The sequence below is a fragment of the Alcanivorax sp. genome (assembly GCF_002726155.1).
Classification (GTDB): domain Bacteria; phylum Pseudomonadota; class Gammaproteobacteria; order Pseudomonadales; family Alcanivoracaceae; genus Alcanivorax.
This window is the reverse complement of sequence record NZ_PBSH01000024.1, coordinates 1-24,434: the sequence shown is the minus strand read 5'-3', so window position 1 is coordinate 24,434 and position 24,434 is coordinate 1. Positions and strand designations below refer to the sequence as shown.

At 56.8% G+C, this 24,434-nt stretch carries 26 protein-coding genes; 13 read left to right on the top strand and 13 right to left on the bottom strand.

The genetic code is table 11. The features are described 5' to 3' along the window. Positions 1-260: 260 nt before the first annotated feature. The 9 genes from urtA (at position 261) to CL546_RS07145 (ending at position 9,111) form a co-directional block, all read left to right on the top strand. Positions 261-1,517, top strand: coding sequence for an urea ABC transporter substrate-binding protein (urtA, locus tag CL546_RS07185; RefSeq protein ID WP_290493895.1), 1,257 nt, complete (start codon positions 261-263; stop codon positions 1,515-1,517). A 99-nt stretch (positions 1,518-1,616) separates the two neighbouring features. After that, positions 1,617-2,543, top strand: coding sequence for an urea ABC transporter permease subunit UrtB (gene urtB, locus CL546_RS07180; RefSeq protein WP_290493894.1), 927 nt, complete (start codon positions 1,617-1,619; stop codon positions 2,541-2,543). A 9-nt stretch (positions 2,544-2,552) separates the two neighbouring features. Next, complete coding sequence (gene urtC / locus CL546_RS07175; RefSeq protein WP_290493893.1) at positions 2,553-3,695, top strand: urea ABC transporter permease subunit UrtC; 1,143 nt, start codon at positions 2,553-2,555, stop codon at positions 3,693-3,695. Beyond that, complete coding sequence (gene urtD, locus CL546_RS07170) at positions 3,692-4,441, top strand: urea ABC transporter ATP-binding protein UrtD (RefSeq protein WP_290493892.1); 750 nt, start codon at positions 3,692-3,694, stop codon at positions 4,439-4,441. The genes urtC and urtD overlap by 4 nt, the downstream gene beginning before the upstream one ends. Positions 4,442-4,496: 55 nt before the next feature. Continuing rightward, positions 4,497-5,186 carry an urea ABC transporter ATP-binding subunit UrtE gene (gene urtE / locus CL546_RS07165; protein WP_290493908.1) on the top strand — a complete coding sequence of 230 codons (690 nt, stop codon included), beginning with the start codon at positions 4,497-4,499 and terminating at the stop codon, positions 5,184-5,186. A gap of 47 nt (positions 5,187-5,233) precedes the next feature. Then, on the top strand, positions 5,234-6,280 hold the full coding sequence (locus CL546_RS07160) for an aliphatic amidase (RefSeq protein ID WP_290493891.1): 1,047 nt from the start codon (positions 5,234-5,236) through the stop codon (positions 6,278-6,280). A 77-nt stretch (positions 6,281-6,357) separates the two neighbouring features. Continuing rightward, positions 6,358-7,314, top strand: a complete 957-nt coding sequence (locus CL546_RS07155; RefSeq protein ID WP_290493890.1) for an AAA family ATPase — start codon at positions 6,358-6,360, stop codon at positions 7,312-7,314. Between the two features lie 219 nt (positions 7,315-7,533). After that, positions 7,534-8,763 (top strand): formamidase, encoded by a 1,230-nt coding sequence (fmdA, locus tag CL546_RS07150; protein ID WP_290493889.1) that lies wholly within the window; start codon positions 7,534-7,536, stop codon positions 8,761-8,763. A gap of 18 nt (positions 8,764-8,781) precedes the next feature. Further along, a complete protein-coding gene (locus tag CL546_RS07145) occupies positions 8,782-9,111 on the top strand; it encodes a zinc ribbon domain-containing protein (RefSeq protein WP_290493888.1) in 330 nt (109 codons plus the stop codon). A 102-nt stretch (positions 9,112-9,213) separates the two neighbouring features. Here CL546_RS07145 and CL546_RS07140 read toward each other — a convergent pair whose 3' ends face one another. Further along, the gene (locus CL546_RS07140) at positions 9,214-10,221 is read right to left on the bottom strand and encodes a lipase secretion chaperone (RefSeq protein ID WP_290493887.1); all 1,008 of its coding nucleotides are present in this window, start codon (positions 10,219-10,221) and stop codon (positions 9,214-9,216) included. 58 nt (positions 10,222-10,279) lie between these two features. Continuing rightward, a complete protein-coding gene (locus tag CL546_RS07135) occupies positions 10,280-11,236 on the bottom strand; it encodes an esterase/lipase family protein (protein WP_290493886.1) in 957 nt (318 codons plus the stop codon). A gap of 209 nt (positions 11,237-11,445) precedes the next feature. Between CL546_RS07135 and CL546_RS07130 the strand changes: the two genes are divergently transcribed. The 4 genes from CL546_RS07130 (at position 11,446) to CL546_RS07115 (ending at position 14,938) form a co-directional block, all read left to right on the top strand. Beyond that, positions 11,446-12,273: an AraC family transcriptional regulator gene (locus CL546_RS07130; protein ID WP_290493885.1), complete on the top strand. Its 828-nt coding sequence runs from the start codon at positions 11,446-11,448 to the stop codon at positions 12,271-12,273. A 93-nt stretch (positions 12,274-12,366) separates the two neighbouring features. After that, positions 12,367-13,719: a UDP-N-acetylmuramate:L-alanyl-gamma-D-glutamyl-meso-diaminopimelate ligase gene (gene mpl, locus CL546_RS07125; RefSeq protein WP_290493884.1), complete on the top strand. Its 1,353-nt coding sequence runs from the start codon at positions 12,367-12,369 to the stop codon at positions 13,717-13,719. 161 nt (positions 13,720-13,880) lie between these two features. Continuing rightward, positions 13,881-14,339: a DUF2214 family protein gene (locus CL546_RS07120; RefSeq protein WP_290493883.1), complete on the top strand. Its 459-nt coding sequence runs from the start codon at positions 13,881-13,883 to the stop codon at positions 14,337-14,339. Beyond that, positions 14,336-14,938 (top strand): flavin prenyltransferase UbiX, encoded by a 603-nt coding sequence (locus CL546_RS07115; protein ID WP_290493882.1) that lies wholly within the window; start codon positions 14,336-14,338, stop codon positions 14,936-14,938. Before CL546_RS07120 ends, CL546_RS07115 begins: the two co-directional genes overlap by 4 nt. Positions 14,939-15,082: 144 nt before the next feature. Here the strand turns inward: CL546_RS07115 and CL546_RS07110 are convergent, their stop codons facing one another. The 11 genes from CL546_RS07110 to lipB all read right to left on the bottom strand — a co-directional run bounded on the left by CL546_RS07110 (position 15,083) and on the right by lipB (position 24,275). Then, entirely contained in the window at positions 15,083-15,802 is a 720-nt protein-coding gene (locus tag CL546_RS07110; protein ID WP_007148840.1) for a ZIP family metal transporter, read from the bottom strand. Between the two features lie 144 nt (positions 15,803-15,946). Further along, a complete protein-coding gene (locus tag CL546_RS07105; RefSeq protein ID WP_290493881.1) occupies positions 15,947-16,690 on the bottom strand; it encodes an energy transducer TonB in 744 nt (247 codons plus the stop codon). Continuing rightward, positions 16,687-17,121, bottom strand: coding sequence for an ExbD/TolR family protein (locus CL546_RS07100; RefSeq protein WP_290493880.1), 435 nt, complete (start codon positions 17,119-17,121; stop codon positions 16,687-16,689). The genes CL546_RS07105 and CL546_RS07100 overlap by 4 nt, the downstream gene beginning before the upstream one ends. After that, the gene (locus CL546_RS07095; RefSeq protein WP_290493879.1) at positions 17,118-17,498 is read right to left on the bottom strand and encodes an ExbD/TolR family protein; all 381 of its coding nucleotides are present in this window, start codon (positions 17,496-17,498) and stop codon (positions 17,118-17,120) included. Before CL546_RS07095 ends, CL546_RS07100 begins: the two co-directional genes overlap by 4 nt. Continuing rightward, positions 17,488-18,162, bottom strand: coding sequence for a MotA/TolQ/ExbB proton channel family protein (locus CL546_RS07090; RefSeq protein WP_290493878.1), 675 nt, complete (start codon positions 18,160-18,162; stop codon positions 17,488-17,490). Before CL546_RS07090 ends, CL546_RS07095 begins: the two co-directional genes overlap by 11 nt. A gap of 301 nt (positions 18,163-18,463) precedes the next feature. After that, positions 18,464-18,901 (bottom strand): copper resistance protein NlpE, encoded by a 438-nt coding sequence (locus CL546_RS07085; RefSeq protein WP_290493877.1) that lies wholly within the window; start codon positions 18,899-18,901, stop codon positions 18,464-18,466. A gap of 473 nt (positions 18,902-19,374) precedes the next feature. Then, positions 19,375-20,055 carry a class I SAM-dependent methyltransferase gene (locus CL546_RS07080; RefSeq protein WP_290493876.1) on the bottom strand — a complete coding sequence of 227 codons (681 nt, stop codon included), beginning with the start codon at positions 20,053-20,055 and terminating at the stop codon, positions 19,375-19,377. A 10-nt stretch (positions 20,056-20,065) separates the two neighbouring features. After that, positions 20,066-20,734, bottom strand: coding sequence for a glutathione S-transferase (locus CL546_RS07075; RefSeq protein ID WP_290493875.1), 669 nt, complete (start codon positions 20,732-20,734; stop codon positions 20,066-20,068). 136 nt (positions 20,735-20,870) lie between these two features. Then, positions 20,871-22,367: a D-alanyl-D-alanine carboxypeptidase/D-alanyl-D-alanine endopeptidase gene (gene dacB / locus CL546_RS07070; RefSeq protein ID WP_290493874.1), complete on the bottom strand. Its 1,497-nt coding sequence runs from the start codon at positions 22,365-22,367 to the stop codon at positions 20,871-20,873. A 156-nt stretch (positions 22,368-22,523) separates the two neighbouring features. Then, positions 22,524-23,501, bottom strand: coding sequence for a lipoyl synthase (gene lipA / locus CL546_RS07065; RefSeq protein WP_007149951.1), 978 nt, complete (start codon positions 23,499-23,501; stop codon positions 22,524-22,526). 60 nt (positions 23,502-23,561) lie between these two features. Beyond that, positions 23,562-24,275: a lipoyl(octanoyl) transferase LipB gene (gene lipB / locus CL546_RS07060; protein WP_290493873.1), complete on the bottom strand. Its 714-nt coding sequence runs from the start codon at positions 24,273-24,275 to the stop codon at positions 23,562-23,564. Positions 24,276-24,434 lie beyond the last annotated feature (159 nt).

Here is a 24,434-nt window from a genome sequence, read left to right as displayed (position 1 = left end):
CAGCAGGATATCCATTTCGCGGATGCCGGGTTGAAGGCTGGGTGGAGCGGCTGCTCCAGGATGTTGCAAGAAACAGTGCACAAAACGTGCCCACCCGTGTACGCGCATTACTTTATGGGTCTTTGAGCGAGCCGGGAATGCGTCAAATGACGTAGTGCGATGGCGCAATCACCGAATGGGCCGGGGGCGGGCAGGTTTCCATACTCGTTGGCGAGGGACACGACGTGCTTCCCGTGAATTTCGCTGATGAGGGGTAAACCATGAAATTGAGCAAAACCCGTTCTTCAAGTCACCGGTCGTCCTGGACGCGCCGGCATCTTCTGGGGGGGCTGATGGCGCTACCTGCGTTGTTCGCCCTGTCCAATACGGCGCTGGCTGCCGAAGTGAACACCACCGGCCTGGCGGTTACTGATGACACCGTGAAAGTGGGCATCCTGCATTCGATTACCGGCACCATGGCAATCAGTGAGACTGGCTCAGTCCAGGCCGAGAAGCTGGCCATTGAGCAGATCAATGCTTCCGGGGGGGTGTTGGGCCGGCAGATCGAATACATCCAGGAAGACGGCGCCAGTGACTGGCCCACCTTTGCTGAAAAATCCCGCAAGCTGCTGGTAAACGATAATGTTGCTGCGGTTTTTGGTTGCTGGACCTCCGCTTCCCGTAAAGCGGTTCTGCCAGTCTTTGAGCAGTACAACGGCATGCTTTATTACCCCACGTTTTATGAGGGGCTGGAAGAATCGCCGAACGTGATCTATACCGGTCAGGAAGCCACGCAGCAGATTCTTGCGAGCATTGACTGGCTGGCTGAAGAGAAAGGCGCCAAGACATTCTACCTGCTGGGTTCCGATTACATTTGGCCGCGCACCTCCAACAAGATTGCCCGAAAACACATCGACAAGCTGGGTCTGAAAGTGGTGGGCGAAGAGTACTACCCGCTTGGTCATACCCAGTTCAACTCGGTGATTAACAAGATCAAGTTGAAAAAACCGGATGTGATCTTCGCGTCAGTGGTGGGTGGTTCCAATGTGGCGTTCTACAAGCAGATGAAAGCGGCTGGTATTGATCTGACCAAAGAGAGCCCGCTGTTGCTTACCATCTCGGTTACCGAAGATGAAATTCTGGGTATTGGCGGTGAGAACGTGGAAGGTGCTTACGCTTCCATGAAGTATTTCCAGAGCCTGGGTAATGACAATAACCAGGATTTTGTGAAAGCGTTCAAGAAGCGCTGGGGGGACGACATCGTTATCGGTGATGTGACCCAGGCCGCTTATCTTGGTCCATGGTTGTGGAAAGCGGCGGTGGAAAAAGCCGGCTCTTTCGATATCGACAAAGTGCGTGAAGCGTCTCCCGGTATTGAATTGACCACTGCTCCGGAAGGCTATGTTCGCATCCATGAGAATCATCACTTGTGGTCCAAGGCCCGTATCGGTCAGGCACAGAAAGACGGTCAGTACAAAGTGATCTACGAGACCGAAGAGCTGATGGAGCCAGACCCGTTCCCTAAAGGTTACCAGTAAGTTGCGTTACCGGCGCCCAGAACATCGGGCGTCGGATTTTCCTTCTCCATCCTGTTTCTTTTACTGAATTTCCCTATTTCATTCTTGGGAGTACCTGCCATGTTCGCTGACTACACCATGACGGAGCTGACTTCTATCTTCGCCATGCAGGGGTTTGCCGGTCTATCGCTATTTTCCATTTTTGTGCTGATGGCGCTGGGGCTGGCGATTATTTTTGGGCAAATGGGCGTGATCAACATGGCCCATGGTGAATTCATGATTCTGGGCGCTTACACCACGTACCTGACCGCTCAGTTGTTTGAAAACTATATGCCCGGGTTGTACGGGGGCTATTTCTTTGTGGCCATGATATTGGCCTTCTTCGTCACCGCCGCGCTTGGGGCGTTGGTGGAATGGTTAATGATACGGCATCTCTACCACCGCCCGCTGGACACATTGCTGGCCACATGGGGCCTGAGTCTGATCCTCCAGCAAACGTACCGCAGTGTCTTTGGTGCACGTGAAGTGGGTGTGAGTTTGCCGGACTGGATGATGGGGTCGATCGCAGTTACCGATCTGGTGGAAATCCCTATCAACGGGATCTTCGTTATGGTGCTGGCATTGGTGATTGCCTTTGGCGTTTATCTGTTGATGTTCCGCTCCGGCTGGGGAAGACAGGTGCGTGCAGTGGTTCAGAATCGCCCCATGTCTGAAGCTGTCGGTATCGATAGCGGTAAAGTTGACCGTGTCACCTTCGCGTTAGGTTGTGGTATTGCGGGTGTGGCGGGCAGTGCGTTCACCATGATCGGCTCTACCGGTCCGACTTCCGGGCAGCTGTATATCGTCGACACCTTCCTGGTTGTGGTGTTCGGCGGAGCGCAAAGTCTGCTTGGCACGATTGCTTCTGCATTCACCATTTCCCAGGCTCAGTCCACGATGGAATTTTTCCTCAGTGGTTCCATGGCCAAAGTGCTCACGCTGCTGGTTGTGGTCGGCATTCTCATGCTGCGCCCGCAGGGTTTGTTTGCACTCAAGGTTCGTCGCTAGGAGATCGCCATGAAATCAACGTCATTTTTTCAATGGTTAGGGTCCCGCGAGGGGATATACCACCTGCTGTTGGCACTGCTGCTGGTGGTGGTGTTTCCACTGGCACTGGATGCCTTTCGTCTTAACATGGTTGGCAAGTACCTTACCTATGCGTTTGCTGCGCTCGGGCTGGTTCTTTGCTGGGGGCGCAGTGGCATTCTGAGTCTGGGGCAGGGCATATTCTTCGGTCTTGGCGGCTACTGCATGGCGATGTTCCTGAAGTTGGAAGCGTCCAGCCCGGAGAATACGTCAATTCAGTCTACCCCCGGTATTCCCGACTTTATGGACTGGAACCAGCTCACCGCGTTGCCCTGGTTTTGGGAACCCTTCCACAGCTTTTCATTCACTCTGATAGCGGTAGTTGCGGTGCCTGCGATTCTCGCCTTGATCATCGGCGTAGCCATGTTCAAGCGTCGAGTGGGTGGTGTGTATTTCGCCATTATTACCCAGGCGATCGCTGCGATCCTGACTATTCTGATTATTGGTCAACAGGGTTTCACGGGAGGGGTGAATGGTATTACCGACCTGCGCACCCTGATGGGTTGGGATATCCGTAGTGACGAAGCCAAAACGGCCTTGTACTTCGTGTGTGTAGGCATGTTGTTCCTGTGTCTGATCATTGGCCGCTGGGTTATGCACAGCAAGCTGGGTCGTATTCTGCTTGCCATGCGTGATCAGGAAGACAGGGTACGTTTTTCCGGTTACGACGTGGCTTCCTTCAAAATCTTCGTATTCTGCCTGGCGGGTATGTTTGCCGGTGTTGGCGGAGCGATGTTCACCCTGCAGGTAGGGTTCATGTCGCCAACCTTTGTCGGAATTGTGCCTTCCATTGAAATGGTCGTGTTGTGTGCCGTCGGCGGCCGTAACTCTTTGTTGGGTGCCGTTTATGGTGCCTTGATCGTTAATGCCGCGAAAACCGGTTTCTCCGAATCGTTCCCGGAGTTGTGGCTGTACGCCATGGGCGCCTTGTTTATTGGTGTGGTGCTGGCATTCCCTGATGGTCTTGCTGGCCTCTATAACCGCTATCTGCAGCCGCTGGAGAGAAAGCTGCCTTCGCTGCTGCGCCGCCGTCGTAGTGATGCCGGTAACTTGTCTGTGGAGGAAGCCAAATGAGCCCGAGCAATAATGATTTCATTCTTTCGGTAGAAGGGCTGACGGTATCGTTCGATGGGTTCAAGGCCGTTAATGATATGTCGCTCTATCTGGAACCCCAGGAAATCCGGGTGATTATCGGCCCCAATGGGGCCGGTAAAACCACCGTTCTGGATCTGATTTGTGGCAAAACCCGTGCGACGGAAGGGTCGATAAAGTTCAAGGGTAAAGAGCTGAGCAAGATGAGCGAGCACAAGATTGTCCGCTCAGGGGTCGGCCGAAAATTCCAGAACCCGTCCATCTATGAAGACCTCACCGTGTTTGAAAATCTGGAAGTCTCATTTCCCCGAGGTCGATCGGTGATGGGGGCGCTGGCATTCAAGCGCGATGCAGAGGTTATCGGCGCGGTGGAAGAGGTTGCCAGAACCATCTTCCTTGAAGAGCTTCTGGACCAGCCTGCGGCCTTGCTTAGTCACGGCCAGAAGCAGTGGTTGGAGATTGGCATGTTGCTGATTCAGAAACCGGATCTGCTGATGCTGGATGAGCCTGTGGCGGGTATGTCAGTCGCGGAGCGCAAGAAAACGGCGGAACTGCTGCGGGTTATTACCAAAAACCATACGGTGTTGGTGATCGAGCATGACATGCAGTTTGTCGGAGATATTGCCGATCGGGTCACGGTTATGCACCAAGGCAAGGTGCTGTCCGAGGGCTCACTGGAAAAGGTGAAGTCAGACCCGAAGGTCATCGAAGTTTATCTGGGACATTGAGCCGGTTGTGATCGGAGTTGAATCATGGCTCCGAAGCGGATTGGGAGTGCAGATTATGTTGAAAGTATCGAATTACGAGGTGGCCTACGGGCAAAGCACCATTATTCGCGATATGAACCTCAAGATTGAGGAAAACGAAATTGTCGCAGTAGTGGGCCGTAATGGCATGGGTAAAACCACCCTTATGAAATCACTGATCGGAATGGAAAAAGCCCGGTCTGGAATAACCGAGCTGGATGGGGTTGATCTGTCGCCCATGAAAAGTTGTCAGCGAGTAAAGGCTGGCCTGGGGTTTGTTCCCCAGGGACGCATGATTTTTCCGTCGTTGACGGTGAAGGAGAACATCGAAACAGGCTTGGCAGCGGTGGGTGAAAAGAAAGTGCCCCAAGATCTATATGAGCTGTTCCCGGTTCTGGAAGAAATGCAAAGTCGACGTGGCGGCAATTTGTCAGGCGGGCAGCAGCAACAGTTGGCTATTGCTCGTGCTCTGGCGACCCGTCCAAAGGTATTGCTTTTGGATGAGCCCACCGAGGGTATTCAGCCCTCCATCATCAAGGATATGGCACGTACATTGAAACGTATCCGTGATGAGCGGGGGTTATCCATTGTGGTTTCCGAACAGGTTCTGAGCTTTGTTATGGATGTGGCAGACCGGATTCTAGTGATCGAGAAAGGCGAAATTGTTCATGAAGAAAGCGGAGAAAGCATGAACCAGGAAAAAATTGCCGCTTATCTTGCAGTGTAAACAGGGCTGATCGAAACGGTTTATTCCCGGTAGTAGAGGAGAAGACAATGCGACATGGCGATATTTCCAGTAGCAATGACACCGTAGGTGTCGCTGTCGTGAATTACAAAATGCCAAGACTGCACAGCAAAGCTGAGGTTCTGGCTAATGCCCGTAATATTGCGGAAATGATTAAGGGCATGAAAAAGGGGCTGCCTGGTATGGATCTGGTGGTTTTCCCGGAATATAGCACTATGGGCATCATGTATGACCCGGATGAAATGATGGAAACTGCAGCCACTATCCCCGGCGATGAAACAGCCATATTTTCGGCGGCGTGTCGTGAAGCCGACACCTGGGGCGTATTTTCCCTGACCGGTGAGCGTCACGAACAGCATCCAGAGAAAGCGCCTTACAACACCCTGGTGCTGATCAATAACGAAGGCGAAATTGTTCAGAAATACCGCAAGTGTATTCCCTGGTGCCCTATTGAGGGCTGGTATCCCGGTGATACCACCTATGTCACTGAAGGTCCCAAAGGGATGAAGATCAGTCTGATCATTTGTGACGACGGTAATTACCCGGAAATCTGGCGGGATTGTGCGATGAAAGGAGCCGAGCTGATCGTCCGCTGTCAGGGGTACATGTATCCCGCCAAGGAGCAGCAGGTAATGATGGCCAAATCCATGGCGTGGGCAAACAACTGCTATGTGGCTGTCGCCAACGCCAGTGGTTTTGATGGGGTGTACTCGTACTTTGGTCACTCTGCGGTAATCGGTTTTGATGGCCGTACGCTGGGTGAATGCGGCGAAGAGGATATGGGTATTCAGTACGCCCAGTTATCGATCAGCCAGATCCGTGATGCCCGTGCCAATGATCAGTCTCAGAATCATCTGTTCAAGTTGCTACACCGTGGCTATACGGGCATGCATGCTTCAGGAGATGGTGACAAGGGGATTGCGGATTGTCCGTTCGATTTCTATCGAACCTGGGTGATGGATGCCCAGAAAGCCCAGGAAAATGTGGAGGCGATGACGCGCAAGACAGTGGGTGTGGCGGAGTGTCCGGTGGGTGAGTTGCCGGTTGATGGAAAAGAGAAAACGGCAGGTGGCTGATGCCCTTTATCAATGAGAAATTGGCGGCGAATGAGGCGGAGGCTGGTCGACTGAGCAGGACTGCCGATCCAGAGCGAATGAGCCGGTTTGTCTTTGATCCGGCTACGGTAATGGCGCTATTGAGAGAACGTATCATCGGTCAGCCCCATGTGCTGGACAGCATCGATAATATGTTGCGGGTACTCAAGGCGGATATTGTTCCTGATGATCGCCCTTTGGGGGTGCAATTGTTTGTGGGCCCGACCGGAGTCGGCAAAACTGAAACGGTGCGGCTGCTGGGCGAAGCTATCCATGGTAGTGCTGATTCGATATGCCGTATTGATATGAGCACGTTGACCCAGGAACATTATGCTGCCTCTCTAACCGGGGCACCGCCCGGCTATGTGGGTAGCAAGGAAGGGCAGACCCTGTTTGATGTGGAGGCCATTCAGGGTAGTTTCAGCAAGCCCGGGATTGTGTTGTTCGATGAGTTGGAAAAAGCCAGCCCAGAGGTTGTGCGGGCATTGCTCAATGTACTGGAGCGCGGGCGGATGCGACTCAGTGCGGGAAACCGCGAAATCGACTTTCGTAACAGTCTGATTTTTATGACCAGCAACGCCGGGGCGGCACAGGTGTCGGCTTTAAGCCGCAAGCAACAGAAACGCTGGTGGCATTGGGGTAGTGCGAACGGGCAGATGCATAAGGTGGTGGACAAGGCGCTGCATCAGCACTTTGATCCAGAATTCCTCAATCGTATCGATAACATTATTACCTTTAATGCTCTGGACCGGGGGCTTAGTGAAAAGCTGCTGGATGTCGAGCTGGAGAAGCTTAACCGTCGGTTGCAAAAGCGCCGGGTGCTGCTGAGTCTCGGTGCTGGTGCCAGAGGTTATCTTTGTCGAACTCTGGATGCCCGCTATGGGGCTCGTGAAATGGCACGCCGGCTGCGCAATGAGCTTTCGCCTCCCCTGGCGAGGGTGATGCTGGACTACCCACAGGCGGATACCTTTGAGGCACAAATGGAAGGCGGGGCCTTGATTGTTATTCCTGTGTGAAGCCGTGAAACGCTGAATATTAAACGCCTGACGTCTCTCGCCAGGCGTTTTTTTTTGATAGATAGCCGACATTTTCAGCTTCAATACGTCAAATGACGTACCTCCTGCCGGGCATTGGCGAATGGTGGGCCTTGCGGTAATTGGCGATAGTGATTCCGCAACGTCGGAATAACCTGCAAGGACAGGTGATTCCTGTGGTTAACCGGAGGAGAGCAGACCATGGCTGAAACTATTATCAAGATTGACCTTAAGCAATCGCCCTACGAAAACGAAAATATTCATAACCGCTGGCACCCGGATATTCCCATGGCAAAAATGGTGAAGCCCGGGGATGATTTTATTCTTGAATGCCATGACTGGACCGGCGGACAGATTGAAAATAATGACAGCGCTGATGATGTGCGTGATGTGGACCTGACTCAGGTGCACTTTCTCACCGGTCCGGTGGGTGTTGAAGGGGCGGAACCTGGTGATCTGCTGGTGGTGGATATCCTGGATATTGGCACCTTTGAAGAGAGCCAGTGGGGATTCAATGGTTTCTTTTCCAAGCAGAATGGCGGTGGTTTTCTCACCGAGCATTTCCCGGAAGCACAGAAATCCATCTGGGATTTCAGTGGCATGTTTACCAAGTCACGCCATATTCCCAATGTAGAATTTGCCGGCCTGATTCATCCAGGTCTGATCGGCTGTCTGCCATCCAAGGACATGCTGAATGAATGGAATAGTCGTGAAAAAGAGCTTTACGACACGGAGCCGGATCGCGTGCCGGCGTTGGCCAACCTGCCTTATGCCGATACTGCCCACATGGGTAAGCTCACTGGTGACGAAAAAGCCAGGGCGGCTGCAGAAGGCGCCCGAACCGTACCGCCACGCGAACACGGTGGTAACTGCGATATCAAAGACTTGTCACGTGGGTCGCAGGTGTACTTCCCGGTCTATGTGAAAGACGCTGGTCTGTCTGTCGGTGATTTGCACTTCAGTCAGGGGGATGGCGAAATTACCTTCTGTGGCGCTATTGAAATGGCGGGCTGGATTCACTTGCGGGTGAATATCATCAAGGGAGGTATGGACAAGTACGGCATCAAGAATCCAATCTTCAAGCCCAGCCCGATGGCACCCAAGTATGACGATTATCTGATCTTTGAAGGCATCTCCGTTGATGAAGAAGGCAAACAGCACTTCCTGGATGTACATGTGGCGTATCGCCAAGCTTGCCTGAATGCTATCGAGTACTTGAAAAAGTTTGGCTACACGGGAGCCCAGGCTTATGCCTTGCTTGGTTGCGCGCCTGTGCAGGGGCATATTAGTGGCGTGGTGGATGTGCCAAATGCTTGTGCCACGCTCTGGCTGCCCACGGATATTTTCGACTTTGATATCAAGCCGGGAATGGACGGGCCGCAACACAGCGTGGCGGGTAGCGTTGACGTGCCGCTATCCAAAGACAAGTAATCAGAACAGGAGCTGATCATGCCGCTTTATGACTATAAATGTGCTGACCATGGTCTGTTTCACGACCTGGTTCCGATGCAGGCTTCCGGTGAATGTGCGCTGTGCCCCAGTTGTGGTGCGCTGTCGCCCCGGGTCATTATGGTTGCACCGGAAGTGCTGGATATGGCCCCGGCCAAACGTCAGGCCATTGAACGTAATGAGAAGGCCATGCATGAACCCCGACAAGGTAATCAGCACTCGGAAAAAGAACAGGGTTGTTGCCATCACAAGCGTAAATCCAAGCTTTTTTACACTGCGGAGGGTAACAAGATGTTCCCCTCGGCACGGCCCTGGATGATCAGCCACTAACTTTTTCAGGGTAACTACGGCAGTAAACATTCCCTTGTGGGGCCGCATGAAGCGGCCCTTTTTTTATGCCGGGACACGGTATTAAGTGATGAGTGTTTCTGGTTACTGCAAGCGATCCAGTGCGGCTGCCCGCTGTTGCTCGCTGGCGGAAAAGAGCTGGCGCCGCAGGGCATCCAATTGCTTTTGTTTGTCGTCACTGCTCAGGGCAGCGTTATGGATCTGGTCTCGCTGTAGCGTGTAATCCTGATAACGGTGTTGCCAGGCCTGACGCTCTGCCGCCAGTGCCTGCAGACGCAGGGCGGCGGCATCGCCGAATTGCAGCTGCCGGAATGCATATAGCTCCTCGGTACTGGCTCCCTCTTGTTTCATCGACTGTTCCCGGGCCTCAAGGTGCTGCAGGTCATATTGCCGCTGGTATTGCTTTGCCAGCGTCTCCGGAAGGGTGTTGCGAAGGGCTCTCAGGGCTGTCGCCTTTTCCTCATCGGAACGGTCTGACGTCATGATGTCGTGTCGATTCAGACTGAATTGATCATAACGGTCTTCATCCGCGAACAGGGCGTTGGCGGTATCGGCGCCCAGGGTATCGGCGCGCAGTTGCTGGCGCTGTTGCAGCTTGCGGCGGATATCGTTGTCGCCATGACCTGCATAGCGGGCGGCGTAATCGCCGCTGGCAAACTTGCTGCGGTAATGCTGATAACGTTCGAGCAGGGACAGCAAGTCGGCAGCAGCGGTGGCCCCCGCGTTATGCTCTGCCCATTGTGCCAGCGCTTTTCTGATCGCCGTGTCCGGCACTTCCCCATTCAAGGCAAGAAAATAATCCATGATGGCCTTGCTGTTACTGTCTACGATCAGGTGCCCTCGGGCATCGGTCATCAGGTTGCCGGGCACCTGTGTGCCGGCCAGCGATGTATTGGCCAGCGTGTCGGCCAGCGTCGGTTTAATGATGCGCGCTGTTGCTATGTCGAGCCCGTGGGAATGGTTCGTTTGCGTATCGGTTTGATGCGGTACCGGCTGTGCGTGGTGCTGGGGCACTGGAATACGTTTGAGCCCCCAGAATACCCCGGTGGCCAATACAAAGACGGTGGCCAGAAGTGCCAGTGTGCGTGTCATGGTCTTGTCTCTATCCGGATTGCCCCGCAGGGAAGTGGTCCCTGCGGGGAGGGTTGTGTTACAGGCCAGCGTTTTTCAGGCGGTTGGCCTGGTTGCGGTATAACGTCTTCGGGTCGGTTTCCCAGCCCATCAGCCCGAACAGCTGTCGGATGGCATCCGCGTGGTTGTGGCGATAGTTATGACGGATGGGTTTGCCCAGGTACATACCGCACAGGGGCAATACGCCGTCGTGTTTGACGCCGGAGGGGAAGGCAAACTGGGTGACGGTGACCAGCAGGCTGTCGAAGGGGTCGAACAGGTTTGTGTGCACGCCGGTTCCGCCCCAGGACCAGTAGCGCACACCATTGACGGAATGCTGGCCGCTGGTGCCACAGGCAGAGCTGGGCATGGCCTGGGGGTAGCGCTGATTGAACGCGGCCATGCCTGCGGTGGTGGAGTCGGCGAGTACTGCCGTGGCGGACTGGTCATTGGCATTGGGGCCGCCGGATGCCATTTCCCACAAGGCGCCAACACCTCCGGCGATCATGTCGGCCAGCCCTTCCGATACGCTGCCTTCGGGCAGTACTCCACGAATGATATCGGCAACCCGGGTGCCGCGGTTTTCACCGTGCACGGAGGTTACCGACGCCACCAGATCCGGGCGCACTGCTGCCACATAGCGGGCGGTGGGGGCGCCTTGTGAGTGAGCGATCAGGTTGGCTTTCTGCGCGCCGGTGACGGCCAGGTAGTTTTCGATCTGGGTAATCAGTTCTTCACCACGGTATTCATTGCTTTGCAGGGCACTGACGTTGCTTTCGTATACATCCGCACCGTAGTCGCGCATGTCATCGGCGATGCCGTAGAAATAATCGATACCGGCAATGTCATCGAACGCGATGATGCCGCCCACCAGAACGATGGGGTAGCGGGTGTCGGCGTAGCGTGTGTCTTTTCCGAACCAGGACCAGGCATGGGCCTGGCTGGTGCTCAATATCAGAGCGGTGACCATGAACAGGCCACGGGCGATGATCGACATGATTTTCTCCTATTTATTAGATGGCAGCCGGCGCCATGGCTGCGGGTTTTTGTGTCGACGACTGGACTATATGAAGGTTTGGTGATACTGACTTGTAGGAATGGGGCGTGGTTGAATCTGGATTTTCTCGCTCTGTGACGGGATTCACAGGCGGGTCTTTTTCGGCGCAGTTTGTCCTGGAAGGCTGTTTTTCGGTCGAGAATAACAATATGAACGACAAAAATAATAACGCGAACGGGCAAGGCGTAATGCCGCCTTCCACGCTGTATTTGTGGCGTTTAAGGACGCTCTACGTTGGTTATCTCGAGCGACGCATTACCTTTTCCGCCGGGGCGCATACCTTTTTGCTCGGTTTGGAAGATGATGTGTTGTTAGAGGTGAACGGCGAAACATTTCGTGCGCGAACGCTGCTGTTGCCTGCCGGCATTTCGTTTTCTGCTGATTCGCAGGGAAAACAGATTGGCTGCTGTTTTCTGGATCCTCTGGGTCGGGATTATTTGTTTCATCAGCGCCTGATGCAGCGGCACGAATCCGGTTTTTACTCTGTTTCTGCGCTGCAGGACAAACAGTTGTCGGTATTAACGCAGGCGTATCGCGATAGCCTGGAGGCAGATCAGGTGTATGCATTGCTGGCGGATCTGCTTTTCCCCGCAGCGGATACGACTGTAGCGGGGTTCATGCCGGATGCCCGCATTGCCCGTATTATTGAGCTGATTCGCTCTGACCCGGCGCAGAATTATTCCAATGAGGATCTTGCTCGCCATGTGGGGTTGTCAGGCGCACGCCTGCAGCGTGTATTCAAGGAGGCTACGGGGATTCCCATTCGTCGTTATCGCCTGTGGCACCGCCTGTTTGTGACCTCAACGATGATGTCCATGGGCAGCTCGCTCACGGATGCGGCGCTGACGGCGGGGTTTTCCGATTCGTCGCATTTGTCCCATGTCTTTCAAAGCATGCTGGGTATGCCGCCATCCGCCATGCTCAGCCATTCGCGGCAAAACCGGGTGCTGGTCGGTGCCGGGGAGCCGGGAGAATAGGCTCCTTAACTGGCATTCCGCTGAGCAGGCACTTCACCTTGGGGGCCCTTGCCGTTATGGTGCAGGGAATTTAAATGTTGGCAGTCCCTTCCCATGCATATTCATATTCTCGGTATTTGCGGCACCTTCATGGGGTCGCTGGCGCAGCTGGCCAAGGCCCAGGGGCACCACGTCACCGGCAGTGACCAGAATGTTTATCCGCCCATGAGTGATCAGCTGGCGGCGGCCGGTATCACCCTGACCCAGGGGTACGATCCGGCCCAGCTGGAGCCGGCGCCGGATCTGGTGGTGGTGGGTAATGCCTTGAGTCGGGGGAATCCGGCGGTGGAAGCGGTGCTGGATCGCGGCTTGCCGTATACCTCTGGGGCGCAGTTGCTGGAAGAAGTGGTGCTTCCCGGGCGCTGGGTGCTGGCGGTGTCCGGCACCCACGGCAAGACCACCACCAGTTCCATGCTGGCCTGGATTCTGGAATACGCGGGCTTAAATCCCGGTTACCTGATCGGCGGTGTGCCAGGTAATTTTGGTGTGTCTGCCCGGCTGGGCGAGACGCCTTTTTTTGTGGTGGAGGCGGACGAGTACGACACGGCATTTTTCGATAAGCGCAGCAAGTTTGTGCACTACCGCCCCCGTACCGTGATCCTCAATAATCTGGAATTTGATCACGCGGATATCTTTGCCGATCTGGCGGCTATTCAGACCCAGTTTCATCACCTGATTCGCACAGTCCCGTCCACCGGACGGTTGATCCTGCCCCACGGTGAAACCGCGCTGGAGGAGACGCTGGATAAGGGATGCTGGAGTGAAGTGGAGCGCTTTGGGGAAGATGAAGCGCTGGGCTTCCGGCTGGATCAGGACGACGGCTCGGTCTTTACCGTGCTGGAAAACGGCGAGCCAGTGGCCCTGGTGCGGTGGGACCAGACCGGTCGTCACAGCGTCAATAATGGCATGGCCGCGTTACTGGCGGCCCGGCATGTAGGGGTGACCCTGGCCGATGGCGCGGCGGCGTTATCGGAATTTGTGGGAGTGAAGCGGCGCATGGAACTGCGCGGCGAGGTGGATGGCGTGCGGGTTTACGACGACTTTGCCCACCATCCCACGGCTATTGCCACCACCCTGGATGGGCTGCGGCGCAAGGTGGGCGACGGCAAGATTCTCGCGATCATTGAGCCTCGCTCCAACACCATGCGTCTGGGAAATCACAAGGCGGCCTTGGCAGGCAGCACAGGTTGTGCCGATGAGGTAATCTGGTATCAGCCACCGGGCCTGGACTGGTCGCTGGATTCGGTTCTGAGCGAGTCGCCAGTGCCCGCATCGGTCAGTGAATCGCTGGATGAGATTGTGGCCAAAGTAGTGAGCCACAAGGGCGAGCCGTTGAATGTGGTGGTGATGAGCAACGGCGGGTTTGGCGGTATTCACCAGAAGCTGCTGGATGCGCTGGCTGAATAAACGCTTCACGCCACAAGCAGCAACGCGTTCTGGCTGTTCATGTTATGAGTGGCCATGTCCGCGCCCTGACTTTATTCGCGGGGCCAGGTTTGTGAACAGTACAAGCTAATACGCGTTGTAGCTTGAAGCGTGTGGCGTGATGCGGTTTCAAGGAGGTTGCCATGTTCTGGTCTGTACTCTGGGCTTCGGTCCATTACCTCAGCATTCTGATGTTGTTTGCTTGCCTGTATGGCGAGCTGTTGCTGTGGCGTACCGGTATCAATGAACGCAATATCCGTACGCTCTTGTGGCTGGATATCGGTTATGGTCTGTCGGCATTGATGGTGTTGATCAGTGGTCTGGCCCGGGCCGGCTGGACAGAAAAAGGCTGGGATTTTTATCTTGCGAACCCCTGGTTCCATGGCAAGGTCACGCTGTTTGTATTGATTGCCTTGCTGAGCTTGTACCCCACTAAGGTGCTGCTGGGGTGGCGCAAATCGGTAAACGCCGGCCACGTGCCGGAAATTGATGACAAGCTGCAACGCAACCTGCGCGGCGTGCTGGTGGCGGAAATTCATTTGGTGATATTGATGCCGATTCTGGCTGCGATGATGGCCAGAGGTGTCGGGATGGGGTCATGACGCAACGGGTTACGCTTGCTTTCACCGGCGCTTCCGGTGCGCCCTACGGGCTGCGTTTGCTGCAGTGCCTGCTGGAGGCGGAATGCGAGGTGTTTGTGCTGCTGTCCAAGGCTGCACGGGTGGTCATCGGGACGGAAACCGAATTGAAGTTGCCGGCTGGCACCGGGCAGGCCGAGCAGGCTCTGCGTGAGTGGGTAAAGACCGACAAGGGATGGCTGGTCGTCTGCGGGCTGGAGCAATGGACGGCTCCGGTGGCCTCCGGCAGTGGCGCGCCAGCGGCGATGGTGGTGTGTCCCTGTTCCACCGGAACCCTGTCCGCTATTGCCACGGGCGCCAGTGATAACCTGATTGAGCGCGCTGCGGATGTGGCAATCAAGGAAGGGCGCAAGTTGATTCTGGTACCTCGCGAATCACCGTTTTCCGCCATTCACTTGGAAAACATGCTCAAGCTTGCCCGCCTCGGTGTCACTATCATGCCGGCCGCGCCGGGCTTCTATCATCAGCCACAAAGCGTGGATGATCTGGTGGACTTTATGGTGGCCCGGTTGCTGGATCATCTTGGTGTGGAGCAAACCTTGGTGAAGCGTTGGGGGGAATGAGTTGAGAGTACAAAGATAAAACGCGCGCCAGGCATTCAATATTCCTGCGGCAAGAGGCCGCGCCCACAGCTTGGGCGCGGCCTCTTGCGTTTTAGCTCAGGGTAGCTGTTGTCGCGTTTCAACTTTTAACTGTGTACTTCCAACTTACTGCACCAACAGGTGCCCCACCAGCCCCAGCGCAAAACCTGCCACCGCCCCTTGAGCGGGCATCCAGTGTTTTTCCAGGGGAACCTGCGGAGCAATGTCCTGGAAGGTGAGGTACAGAATCCCGCCACTGGCAAACAACATGATGCCGCCAAGAATAAAGGGTTGTTCCACCAATACCTCGAAGCCTAACCAGGCGCTTAGTGGCCCCAGCAATGCCATGCCGGCAAAAGCCAGCACAATGCGGCTTTTGGATAGCGTATTACCATCACTGTTGTAGATTTCCCGGTAGGCGTTGAACCCTTCGGGCATGTTCTGCATGCCGATCAGGAAGGCGAGCAGGTAGGCCTGGCTGCCGCCGCTGGCCAGCGCCGCGCCCAGGGCGATGGCTTCAGGCACAAAATCCAGCAGCATGGCTAGTAATTGCGACATGGCGCCGCCGCGTTTTGCCAGCGCCCGGTCGATCAGCATGAACACCAGCCCGCCACTGACAAAAAGCACGGTGGCGGAAAACGGGCTGTGGTGCTTGACGGCTTCGGGGACCAGCACCAGGGCCACGGCTGCCAGCAGAGCCCCGCCGCCGAAGGCAATCACGCCGTGGCGAACTTCCTGCTCCAGCCAGCTTCTGGCGATATGCTGCTGCACGCCGATCAGCGCGCCAACCGCCATGCTAAGGCCGGCGGCCAGGCTGAGGAGTAATGCCAGTGTTAATGGGCTCACAGACCTTTTCCGTATAATGAAGATGAGAGTTCGTCGTGGCAGGCCAAAACGGCCTGACAGGCCGCGCTGGATTGCACGTTAAACAGTAAAGACTGGTCGGGAGGGGATCAACTACCGGCGGTGGCAGGGGCACCGCCGGCATGGTCAGCCGTTGCTAAGGTCGTAGTCCACTGGCGCAATGACTCGCACCGGGATGCTGCTGCTATCCAGCTCCTTGGGGGGCGCATCAAAGCGCAGGCGTGCAACCAGTTCCTTGGTGGCCCGGTCGAGAATGCGGCTGCCGGAGCTTTCCGTGATTTCGACCTGTTCAGCGCGGCCGGAGGCGTTGATGACGAAGGATACTTTCACCGTACCTTGCTGGCGGCGCATCTTGGCCCGGTGCGGATACTGCTTGTTGTAATCAATCGTATCGCGGACTTTGGCCAGGTATTTGTTGAGCGCGTTTTCCGTGTCGCCGGATTGATGGACCCCTTTGCCCGGATCGCCTGCCATCCCCTTGGCGCCCTGGGTCAGCGGCTGGGTGGAGGCCTCTTCGTTGACACTCTCATCCGGGGTTTCCGTCGGTTTGGTTTCTGCTACCTGCGGTTCGGGCGTCGGCTCAGGCTTGGGCTCCGGTTTCGGTTTTGGCTTCGCTACCGGTTTGGGCTTGGGTTTCGGCTTTGGTTTGGGTTTGGGCTTCGGTTTTGGCTGCGGTGCAGGCTGGGCCTTGGGCTGTGGTGCTGGCGCCGCGGCTTTCGGGGCCGGTGGCGCCGACAAGTTGATGGCAATTTCGCTCACGCCGGGTTTGGCAGGGCGGCCGCCGGCCAGGGTCATCGCGCCAACAGTGACCAGTACACTGACGTGAACCAGAATGGAGACAATCCAGGCGGTAAGGTTGCGAGGTTTCATTGGGCCTCCTCGCTTGCGCTTTCAGCGGCTGCGTCACTCTGGGTGACCAGGCGAACCTGTTCTACACCCATGCCCTGCAGGGTTTCCAGGCGACCACGCAAGGCTTGCATGGTGACCCCGGCGTCGGCGAGCAGGCGCACTTCCGCTTCTTCGGGTTTGTCACCGAGCAGGGCCAGCAGTGCCTCGTCGCTGAGCGGCTCGGCGCTGTCTTCGGCAAACCATTGGCCATCGTTCTGCATTACCAGCAGCAGCTTGTCCCGGGCTTCTTCGCCGTTGGCGGTCTGGCTCATGGGGGCTTCCACCGCCACGGTGGGGCGCTTGGCCAGTTGCCCGGCCAGCATAAAGAAGATCAACAGCAGGAAGACCACATTGATCAGTGGCAGTACCGGCTCCAGGGGCGGTCTGCGTGATGAGGTTTCCATGATCATCATGGCAACAGCTCCAGTTGTACATCGCGAACGCCGGCGGCTTTCATGGCGTCGACAGCGGTCAGTGCCTGTTGCAGGGTGGCGTCCGGATTCACGGTGACCCACACCTTGGTCTTGCTGGTGTCCAGGCGGTCGGCCACGGCAGCCGGGGTAAAGCTGACGCCATTGAGGGTCAGCATGCCACTGGCCTGCACTTCAACCACCAGCCAGTGTTCATCTGGCTGCTCGGTGCTGTCTGCAGGCTGAACGTTCACGGGCAGATCGTGGTACTGGCCGAAACGGGTAGCGAGCATAAAGAACACAAGCAGGATGAACACCACATCAATCAGTGGTGTCAGGCTGATAAAGGGCGTGCGATGACGCTCCGGTTCAATATGCATGCGACACCGACGGGTCGCGATCCTCTTCCAGAGGTTCGGGAGCCGTGTGGTTGTTGCGCAGTACTTTCAGGCGGGACAAGCGGTCCTGCATCTTTTCGCGGCATTGCTCGATGGTGCGGTCGGCCCAGTGGAACGCGGCCAACGTCGGGATCGCCACGCTCAGGCCAGCGGCGGTGGTGAGCAGGGCTTCCCAGATACCCCCGGACAGAATGGAAGGGTCCACCTGCGAGCCGGCGGTTTCCAATGCCTGGAACGCACCGATCATGCCGAATACGGTACCCAGCAGGCCCAGCAACGGGGCGATGGCGCTGATTACTTCCAACACCCGCAAACCGCCGCGTAATTCATCCAGACCACTGCGTGCCAGGCGTAGGCTCTCTTCCTGCCAGGCCGCTTCGTCCAGATTACGGTTTTGCCAGCACTGCCAGAGAACCCGGTCGATGGGGCTGTTCAGTTTGCCAGCGGGCTCGCCGGGTTGCTTGCCCTGACGCAGCGCGTTGAGCAGCTGGTCCGCCTGGCGGCTGTTGCCGGGGCGGATACGGGCAAATTGCAGGATCTTGGAAATCAGCGTGGCCAGGGCAATCACGGACAACAGGGCGAGGACCCACATGGTGGCGCCGCCACTGACAAACCATTCCGGCAAGTGCAGGGAAATTGGGGGCATGGAAAACTCCAGCTATGGGCAAATGATCAGGTGCCCGGTCTTGGGTACACAAAGGCTTATGTAGTCTACCGCGTAATAATGGAAGCCTGATGACAGGGCGTCACAGGGTGGCGCGCGGCAATTACATTAGCGTCAAGGGTTGAATAGGGTTCGCAATACTAAGAGTTTTACTCTGTTAATGCAAGTCATTCCTATTTGGGATGTATTCACAGGTAGCGGCAAAATGCCGCAGGTAAAAGGGCTGACGAGGGAGTGGGCACGAAAAAGGCGCCGAAGCGCCTTTTTGTTCTACCGATACGGATTATTTGCTGAGCAAACGGTAATTCAGGTTCGATTCGATCCGGTTGCCGGACTGGTCCAGTTGCTCAATGGCATTGACCGCGTCCTTGAGATACTGGCGTTGGGCGTCGTCATCGGCCTCGGGGTTGATAGTGTAGACGTCTTCCTGGGTAACGCCTTCCTGGTATTTGCGCGATGCCCAGTCACCCCGTTCCACGGCATTCAGTTTCACGGTGGAGCCGCTCATATACTCTTCTCGCAGCTCGAAGCGGGTGGGGCTATCGTACTGATCCCGGTACAGGGTTAACGTGGTGCGAATACCGGAGCAGTCTGCACAGGGAAGCATCCCACTGTAGATCTCTTTCTGGGCGGTTGGGTTGATCGGTGCTTCAGGCTGGCTCTGGCAGCCGGCAAACGCAACGGTGCAGCCGAGAACGGCGGCGGCGAAATAAGTCTTCATGAACATCACTCCCTTGCAGGTTTCCCTTCTGTATTACTGCTTAGAATACGCTTTTGCCGTTTGGTTCGCTGGTTTAACAGTTTTTGAATATTTGTGCTGGTTCATCACCTTCAGGGTACGGTGAAGCGTTAACGGTGTTGTGTGGGTTGCCGGGTGGAGAGCAGCGCCAGGTTTAATGCGGGAAGGGTGTTATCAACGTCGCAGCCCCGATCGGCAGGTTGCTGAACGCGAAAGGCCGACGGAGTCTTTGTGGTTGAAAAAGGGATGCGAAGGAGCCGGTTCAGGCCTTGCAGAAGTAACAGACCGATAAGAAAACTGACAGCGAAATAGAGCAGTATCATGGGGCAGCCACACTGTGATTATTGTTGGAGTGCGAACGATTCTGTGGCAATCCTATAAAGCACGGGCAAGGTTAACCATCGTGACTTTGTTATAGCTTGTGGGATTACTGTAGCGGGCCGGAGCGCGAGGGTTTATGGCTGCCGGGCGTGGAAGATAACAGACAAGGGCGTGTGCGTTTGCGGATCCAGGGGTTCTTCCATGTAAACGTGCAAACCCTGTTGCTGAAGAAGCGCCAGCCAATCCGACAATGTGCGGAAATACCAGGGAGGGGCGTCATGGAAGGCGCCACTACAGCCGGCCCAGCTACCGGTCCGCCAGCCTGAACGGTAGTCTCCGTTGCAGACCATGAGAGGATGCAGGGTTTGTATCAGCAGGGTGCCGTCAGCGCGCAGGTGTTGTTTTAGCGTTGCGAGTACTTGCGCAACGGAATGCTCACCAAAGAGAGAAAAATTGCATACGATAACGGCAAATGTCTGGCCGTTCAGGGCACTGGATAATCGCGAATAGTCACTGCACAGGTAGGTGCCGCCGGGGTGCTGTGCCCGGGCGTTTTCCACCAGCGCCGCAATGGCATCCACGCCGGTGATCGCGGTGATCGGCGCGTTATTTTCTGCGGCCAGTGCCCGGCACAGCCACCCCTCGCCGCAGCCCACATCCAGCACCGAGTCTGGCTGGTAGCGATTAATGGCATTGATGATTGCCGGATTGGTGGTCTGGCGGCTGGCGATGCCACAGCCTTGCAGCAGGGCGATCCAGGGGGCGGCATTGGCCGCCCAGCTGGCCAGAATGGCGTCTTCTGGTGCCTGAGTCATGGTCGTCCTGTTAACGCATCGGCGTCAGCGGGCCGGCCCGTTCCACCGCTTTCTGGTAGGCAGGGCGTGCTTCCATCTGTGCCACAAAGCGCTGGATCGAAGGCAGTTGGCTCAGGTCCGCACGGGCAGAGGCTGCCTGCAGGGGAAAGCTCATCAGGATGTCGGCCCCGGATGGGCTGTCGCCGGCAAACCAGGTCTGCGTTGCCAGGTGTTGTTCAATGACGGCCAGGTGATTTTTCAGCTGCGGGTCCAGCATGGTGCCGGTGACCTTGCCGCTGATTTTTTTGGCGATGGGTTTGGCAAAAAAGGGCATGGGGGCTTTGGCGATATGGCTGAAGATCAGCTTCATGACCAGCAAGGGCATCAGCGAGCCTTCGGCGTAGTGTAGCCAGTAGCGGTAGTTCAGCCATTGGTCATCCTCTGGCGCGGGCTGCCATTGGCCGTTGCCGTAGCGCTGTACCAGGTATTCGATAATGGTGCCGGATTCGGCAATGACGGTGTCGCCATCGGTGATGACCGGGGACTTGCCCAAAGGATGAATCTTGCGCAACTCGGCTGGGGCCAGCATGGTCTTCGGGTTGCGGGCGTAATGCTTGATTTCGTAGTCCAGGCCCAACTCTTCAAGCAGCCAGACGATACGCAGGGAACGGGAGTTTTCCAGATGATGCACAGTAATCATAGTAGGGCTCTCTGCCATGTCTCAGCGCACCCTGTTGCGTGCGTTGTGCATTGAATCGTGCGCTGCAAGACGTCTCAGTGTGTCGGGAGCATAGCAGAGAACCCCGTGACCATCATGGCAAGACGGGGCGGGCCCTTTATTGGCTGGCGGTACTGATGCTGGGTGGACGGGTCGACAGGTGCACCTGCTCAATGAAGGCGTCCAGTACCGGCTCGGTTTGCCACGCGCGCGGGTTGTTGACCATGGCGACTACCGCCCAGGTGGTGTTGTCCTCATCGCGGGTAAAGCCGGCAATGGAACGGACGTTGCGCAGTGAGCCGGTCTTGATGTGGCCCATGCCGGCCATATCGGCGTTGCCCAGGCGCCGGCGCATGGTGCCGTCCATGGCCACCAGCGGCAGGGAGGCAATCAGTTCTGCGGCAAAGCGACTTTCCCAGGCATGTTGCAACAACAGCGCCATTTGTCGGGCTGTGATGCGTTCAATCCGTGACAGGCCCGCGCCGTTTTCAAATACCATGGTTCGATTATCGATGCCTTTGCTGGCCAGCCAGGCACGGATCTCCCGCTCTGCAGCGGCCAGATCATCCTTGTCTCCGGGCTGGCGACGTTTGGCGCCCAGGGTCAGGAACACCTGACGCACCATCACGTTGTTACTCCATTTGTTGATATCGCGGACCATGGTGACCAGATCCCGCGAGGAGGTGGTCACCAGCAGTTCGGTGTCCTCCCGGGGGCGCAGGCCTTCCCGGGTAGTGCCGGCCAGGGTGCCGCCCAGCTGTTGCCACAGGCTGGTCAGCAGGGCGCCGGTATAGTCCTGCTGGCTGAGCACGGACAGGTAGCTGCTGGTGCTGCAGCCTTTGGGCAGTACGCCGGTGACGGTAATCGTGGTGGTGCCGTTTTCTGCCTCAACGGGTTCATAGTCGAATTGATAGCGTCGCGGGCAGCGGCCGTAGTCGCGGAACACCAGCTGGTTGTCGATGGTGATGCCGTTCAGCGCGGGCTCGGTCCAGGTGTGGATGCCCCGGTTGTCTGCACGAGCGCGAATGCGCAGAACATTCAGGTTGGTGAGCAGGCCGTTGGGCTCCACCAGAAAGGGCGCATTGGGGTTGTCGCCGTCATCGTTGAAGTCGGCGATGCCATTGGGCAGGTTGAAAACGCTGCCATCGAGAATCAGATCACCGGCGATATGTTTGACGCCCATGGCGCGTAACTCACGCAGTAACAACCACAGCCGTTCTTCGGTGAGTTTTGGGTCGCCGCTGCCGACAAAGTACAGGTTGCCGTTCAGCGTCTCGCCTTCAATGATGCCGTCAGTGTAAAGGCGGGTGTGCCACTGAAAGGTGGGGCCGAGCAGTTCCAGGGCAGCGTAGGTGGTGATGACCTTCATGATGGAGCCGGGATTCAATGGCATGTCGGCGTTCATGAAGCGGGCCTTTCCGGGGCCATCCAGTGGAATCGAGGCCACGGCCAGATCGGTTTCGGGCAGTTGCAGCTCTTTTGCCACATCCAGCACGGGGGCCATCACCGGTGCAGGTACTTCCGCCTGTATGGGGCGGGCAAGCAGGGTGCTGACCAGGGAGAGGGCCAACAAGAAAAAAGCGGGGGATTGTCTGCGGACTGCACTTCTCGGCATGACACGGGAACCTTAAAAATCGTAACGGCAACAACCGCCGGGATTAATGCGGGTTGAACTGAACGCTAGCGTAATGCAAAGCCGCGGCCGGGTCAGTGGACCGACAGTGTGGGAAATGTAAATTTAAACGGCCACGCCCGGGGCGTGGCCGCAGGCTCAGGGCTTGTGCAGCCCCACATCGACGCCTTTATGTTGTAAATCAGCATGATAGGAGCTGCGCACCATGGGGCCGGAAGCCACCGAGGTAAAGCCCAGTTCGTTGGCTACGCGGGCGTATTCACGGAACTCGTCCGGATGCACGAAGCGTTCAACCGGGGCGTGATGCTTGCTCGGTTGCAGGTACTGGCCAATGGTGATCATGTTCACGTCGTGGGCGCGCAAGTCTTTGATGGTGTTGATGACCTGCTCAAAGGTTTCGCCCAGCCCCACCATGATGCCGCTTTTGGTGCTCACGTCCGGGCGCAGCGCCTTGTAGCGCTTGAGCAGATCCAGTGAATGCTGGTATCGGGCACCGGGGCGAATGTGCTTGTACAGTTCCGGGACTGTCTCGATGTTGTGGTTGAACACGTCCGGTGCGGTCTCGCTGAGAATCTCCACGGCGGTATCCAGGCAGGGGCGGAAGTCCGGAGTGAGAATTTCGATGCGAGTGTCCGGAGTGCGCGTGCGTACCTGGCGGATGCATTCGGCAAAATGTTCTGCGCCGCCGTCGGCCAGATCATCCCGGTCCACCGAAGTGATCACCACATAATTCAGGCCCAGGTTTTCCACTGACTCTGCCAGGTGCAAAGGCTCTTCTGCGTCCAGGGCATTGGGGCGGCCAAAGCCCACATCGCAGAAGGCGCAGCGACGGGTGCAGATGTCACCCATGATCATGAAGGTGGCTGTGCCGCCGCCGAAGCATTCCGGCAAATTGGGGCACGCGGCTTCTTCGCAAACGGTGTGCAGTTTCTGTTTGCGCAGCAGCGACTTGATGCGCTGGATCTCCCCGTTGGCGGGAACGCGCACACGAATCCAGTCCGGCTTGCGTTGATAGCCGCTTTCTTCGTTAACCATGGGGATCGTGCGGACCTTGTCGGCGCCGCGTAGTTTGTCACCGATTTGCACTTTGCGTTTGGCTTGGGCCTGTTCGCTCATGGGGTTTCCATTGCCGTCGGGTGCTGCCGAAAGGGTGGGGCAGGCATCTGTGTCTGTGGGCTACAGTCTCTTGGGCTGCGGTGTCAGGGCACTGTCAGGATCGCTGCCAGTGGTGACGTTCTCTTGGAGGGCATTGTACCAGTCTGGAGGGGGGGCTGTCCGGGGTGTCAGCCCCAGACGTTTGGTTAATAACGTCACCAGTTGTTGCTCCAGAGCAGGGCGATCCAGGTTGATCCCCTGTGCCTGCAGGGTGGTCATGGGCTGGCCCACGTGGCCGCAGGGATTGATTCGCTGCCAGGGGGCCAGATCCATGTCCCGGTTGATGGCTAGCCCGTGGTAGGTCGCGCCACGGCGGATGCGCAGCCCCAGGGACGCAATCTTGGCTCCGTTTACGTAGACCCCGGGAGCGTCATCCCGATTCACGGCCTCAATGCCCAGGCTGGCAAGGAAATCGATAATGCCTTGCTCAATGGCGGTCACCAGGCCGCGACTGCCCAGGCCCAGGCGTTTGATATCCAGCATCAGGTAAATCACCGTCTGGCCGGGGCCGTGGTAAGTCACCTGCCCGCCACGGTCACTGTTTACCACCGGGATGTCCCCCGCATTGAGCACATGTTCAGGCTTGCCGGCCTGCCCCAGGGTAAAGACCGGAGGGTGTTCCAGTACCCATAGCTCGTCGTTCTGTTGGGCATTACGGTGATCAGTGAGATCTCGCATGGCCTGCCAGCAGGGATCGTAGTCAACTTGGGGAAAGTAGCGAATCAATGCGTTCATGGGGAAAGTATAAGGCTTGGTGCACGCTACACGCTACAGCACGCAGCACGCAGCACGCAGCACGCAGCACGCAGAACGCAGAACGCAGAACGCAGAACGCAGAACGCAGAACGCAGAACGCAGAACGCAGAACGCAGAACGCAGAACGCAGAACGCAGC

Bases quoted from the DNA above. Each gene is read 5' to 3' on its own strand.
- CL546_RS07105 (WP_290493881.1), bottom strand. From the start codon at position 16,690: ATGAAACCTCGCAACCTTACCGCCTGGATTGTCTCCATTCTGGTTCAC.
- CL546_RS07100 (WP_290493880.1), bottom strand. From the start codon at position 17,121: ATGATGATCATGGAAACCTCATCACGCAGACCGCCCCTGGAGCCGGTA.
- CL546_RS07140 (WP_290493887.1), bottom strand. From the start codon at position 10,221: ATGACACGCACACTGGCACTTCTGGCCACCGTCTTTGTATTGGCCACC.
- CL546_RS07155 (WP_290493890.1), top strand. From the start codon at position 6,358: ATGAGCCGGTTTGTCTTTGATCCGGCTACGGTAATGGCGCTATTGAGA.
- CL546_RS07145 (WP_290493888.1), top strand. From the start codon at position 8,782: ATGCCGCTTTATGACTATAAATGTGCTGACCATGGTCTGTTTCACGAC.
- CL546_RS07120 (WP_290493883.1), top strand. From the start codon at position 13,881: ATGTTCTGGTCTGTACTCTGGGCTTCGGTCCATTACCTCAGCATTCTG.
- mpl (WP_290493884.1), top strand. From the start codon at position 12,367: ATGCATATTCATATTCTCGGTATTTGCGGCACCTTCATGGGGTCGCTG.
- CL546_RS07090 (WP_290493878.1), bottom strand. From the start codon at position 18,162: ATGCCCCCAATTTCCCTGCACTTGCCGGAATGGTTTGTCAGTGGCGGC.
- CL546_RS07130 (WP_290493885.1), top strand. From the start codon at position 11,446: ATGAACGACAAAAATAATAACGCGAACGGGCAAGGCGTAATGCCGCCT.
- lipA (WP_007149951.1), bottom strand. From the start codon at position 23,501: ATGAGCGAACAGGCCCAAGCCAAACGCAAAGTGCAAATCGGTGACAAA.
- CL546_RS07160 (WP_290493891.1), top strand. From the start codon at position 5,234: ATGCGACATGGCGATATTTCCAGTAGCAATGACACCGTAGGTGTCGCT.
- CL546_RS07095 (WP_290493879.1), bottom strand. From the start codon at position 17,498: ATGCATATTGAACCGGAGCGTCATCGCACGCCCTTTATCAGCCTGACA.
- urtD (WP_290493892.1), top strand. From the start codon at position 3,692: ATGAGCCCGAGCAATAATGATTTCATTCTTTCGGTAGAAGGGCTGACG.
- CL546_RS07115 (WP_290493882.1), top strand. From the start codon at position 14,336: ATGACGCAACGGGTTACGCTTGCTTTCACCGGCGCTTCCGGTGCGCCC.
- fmdA (WP_290493889.1), top strand. From the start codon at position 7,534: ATGGCTGAAACTATTATCAAGATTGACCTTAAGCAATCGCCCTACGAA.
- CL546_RS07135 (WP_290493886.1), bottom strand. From the start codon at position 11,236: ATGTCGATCATCGCCCGTGGCCTGTTCATGGTCACCGCTCTGATATTG.
- lipB (WP_290493873.1), bottom strand. From the start codon at position 24,275: ATGAACGCATTGATTCGCTACTTTCCCCAAGTTGACTACGATCCCTGC.
- dacB (WP_290493874.1), bottom strand. From the start codon at position 22,367: ATGCCGAGAAGTGCAGTCCGCAGACAATCCCCCGCTTTTTTCTTGTTG.
- urtE (WP_290493908.1), top strand. From the start codon at position 4,497: ATGTTGAAAGTATCGAATTACGAGGTGGCCTACGGGCAAAGCACCATT.
- urtA (WP_290493895.1), top strand. From the start codon at position 261: ATGAAATTGAGCAAAACCCGTTCTTCAAGTCACCGGTCGTCCTGGACG.
- CL546_RS07075 (WP_290493875.1), bottom strand. From the start codon at position 20,734: ATGATTACTGTGCATCATCTGGAAAACTCCCGTTCCCTGCGTATCGTC.
- urtB (WP_290493894.1), top strand. From the start codon at position 1,617: ATGTTCGCTGACTACACCATGACGGAGCTGACTTCTATCTTCGCCATG.
- urtC (WP_290493893.1), top strand. From the start codon at position 2,553: ATGAAATCAACGTCATTTTTTCAATGGTTAGGGTCCCGCGAGGGGATA.
- CL546_RS07080 (WP_290493876.1), bottom strand. From the start codon at position 20,055: ATGACTCAGGCACCAGAAGACGCCATTCTGGCCAGCTGGGCGGCCAAT.
- CL546_RS07085 (WP_290493877.1), bottom strand. From the start codon at position 18,901: ATGAAGACTTATTTCGCCGCCGCCGTTCTCGGCTGCACCGTTGCGTTT.